This is a genomic window from Pseudarthrobacter linnaei, assembly GCF_055412825.1.
This window is the reverse complement of record NZ_JBVAYX010000064.1, coordinates 1-2,017: the sequence shown is the minus strand read 5'-3', so window position 1 is coordinate 2,017 and position 2,017 is coordinate 1. Positions and strand designations below refer to the sequence as shown.

The following is a 2,017-nucleotide window of genomic DNA, read 5'->3' as shown; positions in this document are numbered from 1 at the left end:
GAACCAGAACACCTGCTACCAGTGGATGTCCAAGGCAGGCATCGCGGGCAAGGCTAAAGGCCGTGCCAGGCGTGAGGAGTACTTCCGGCTGGCACGGCCGGTGCGGGCCGGCGGGAGGCAGCCAAGACGGTCGGGGTGCATCGTTGATGGCCGTTGATTTGTGGCGGCGGCTGGTGGGCGGTTGTTTTCTGTTTTCGGGCAGTGTGGTGTGGCCTGTTGGTTCGTCTGGGTTGGCGCCGGTTCCACTTCCGGTGTTCGTGCTGTTCGTTGGGACAGGATGAGGTCCACGGTCAGCCGGTGGAAGAAACGGGCCCGTTGTTGAGGCGGGCGGTGTTCTCCAGGAGAAGTTTCAGGAGGTCCTTTTCCGGGGCTGTTTCCGGGAGCAGGAGCTGGTTGCGGCGGGCGCGGGTGATGATTTTCCCGGCGGTGGCGAAGAGTCGGTAGCGCCAGCGCTTGATGTCCCAGGCTTTGGCGTGGTGGCCGTCCGGGAAGGCAGCGAGCTGGAGCCAGGAGACCAGATTGAAGGCGAGGGCGGCGATGTTGGCCCAGGCCTGGTTCGCGGCGAAGTCGAAGAACGGCAGCTTGCCGAGGCCGGTGTTCTTCAGGGTCTTGATCCGGTTCTCGCACCGGCCGCGGGCGCGGTGCCTGGCGTCCAGGAACGGCCCGTGCCAGCGCGGTGAATTGGTCAGGAACGCGGTGATCCGGTGCCCGTCGACATCGAGCAGGGTCGGCTGCGCACCGGGGTGCAGCGGCTCGGCCCGGAGGAACAGGTTGGTCCCCGGCGGGTAATCGGTGAGCGGAACAACGTCGGTGGCGTTGATGACCCACGCATCGTTACGGTCGTTCCCGTGCTGGTCCAGGGCCGGCTGCCAGTACTGTTTGTCGGTGGTCCAGTCGATCATGTGCGCTTTGCCGAACGGCAGGGCGTAGCTGGTGGAGAACTGCACGCCGAGGCTGTGCAGGTGCCAGAGGAACTTCCGTGAGGCACCGGCACTGTCGGTGCGGACCAGGACCGTCTCCCCGGCCAGGGCCCCGGCCTCGGTGAAGAAGCTCTCGGGCAGTTGGGCCGCGGCCGTGTGGAAGACCCGGATGTGGTCCTCGGCGCTGTTCGCTCCCGCGTTGCCGGGCCGCAGCACGGCGGCGAGGATTTCCCCGGAACCGTTGCCGCCGCCGTAATCGATGCTGGCGATGAACGGGGCGAACCCGTAGCCACCCCTGTAGGTTCCGGCGACGTTTTCCTTATCGGAGTGCGAGGTCACCAAGGTCGCGTCGAGGTCGATGATCAGCGGATCCGCAGCCGTCGCGGTCAGTGCCGGGCCCCGATCCCCGGCGGCGTCCCAGGCCCGGGTGCGCAGTTCCCGGGTAAGGGTCTCGAATCCGTAGCTGAACAGCTCCGGGTTGGCCACGGTGCGTTCGAAGAACCGGGAGACGGTCGCGTTCGAGGGCAGCTGACCAAAGACCCCGGGTGAGGAACGCAGGATGTCCAGATCCGAGGCATGTTCGCCTCCGGCGGCGAGCATCGCGGCCAACGAACCAACCAGCCGGCCAGGCCGGTGTCTCGCGCCGGAGGGAACAAACTGACCGAGCCTGTCCTCGCACAGCCTGCCGAAACCCAGGGCGTCCATGAAGCCGGCGAGTACCGTGACCCCGGCGTGGGAGATCAGCGACTGGCCGGTGAAAGTGACCGGAAAGGACGGAAAAACAGCGGTAGACTTTTGCATCGAAAGGGTGCTCCTTCGCTCGGCAAATAACGGTCTCGACAACCACTATTTTCCCAGTTCAGAGCACCCTTTCCCTGACTAACACGCCATCCCGACGGACCCGCCATGAAAACCTTGGGCTAGCCCTACGCTGGTCTCCGGAACAGATCAGCAACACCTTGGTCGAGGAGTTCCCCGACAACCCGGAGATGCGCGTGAGCCACGAGACGATTTACCAGTCGCTCTATCTGCAGGCCCGGGGCGGACTCAAACGCGAAATCCAGGCTGCGCTGCGCACCGGAAGAGCCCGCCGCAAG

Annotated in this window: 1 protein-coding gene and 1 pseudogene; one reads left to right on the top strand and one right to left on the bottom strand. The window is 65.4% G+C overall.

Annotation, left to right across the window (positions count from 1 at the left end; translation table 11 throughout):
• Nucleotides 1–290: 290 nt before the first annotated feature.
• Nucleotides 291–1,721 (bottom strand): IS1380 family transposase, encoded by a 1,431-nt coding sequence (locus tag ACZYZ3_RS20470; RefSeq protein WP_463965596.1) that lies wholly within the window; start codon nucleotides 1,719–1,721, stop codon nucleotides 291–293.
• Nucleotides 1,722–1,840: 119 nt separating this feature from the next.
• On the opposite strand from ACZYZ3_RS20470, the pseudogene ACZYZ3_RS20465 reads away from it, so the two are divergent.
• A pseudogene (locus ACZYZ3_RS20465) lies at nucleotides 1,841–2,017 on the top strand (IS30 family transposase); the annotation flags it as partial.

Coding starts and splice junctions, on each gene's coding strand:
- ACZYZ3_RS20470 (WP_463965596.1), bottom strand. CDS start 1,721: ATGCAAAAGTCTACCGCTGTTTTTCCGTCCTTTCCGGTCACTTTCACC.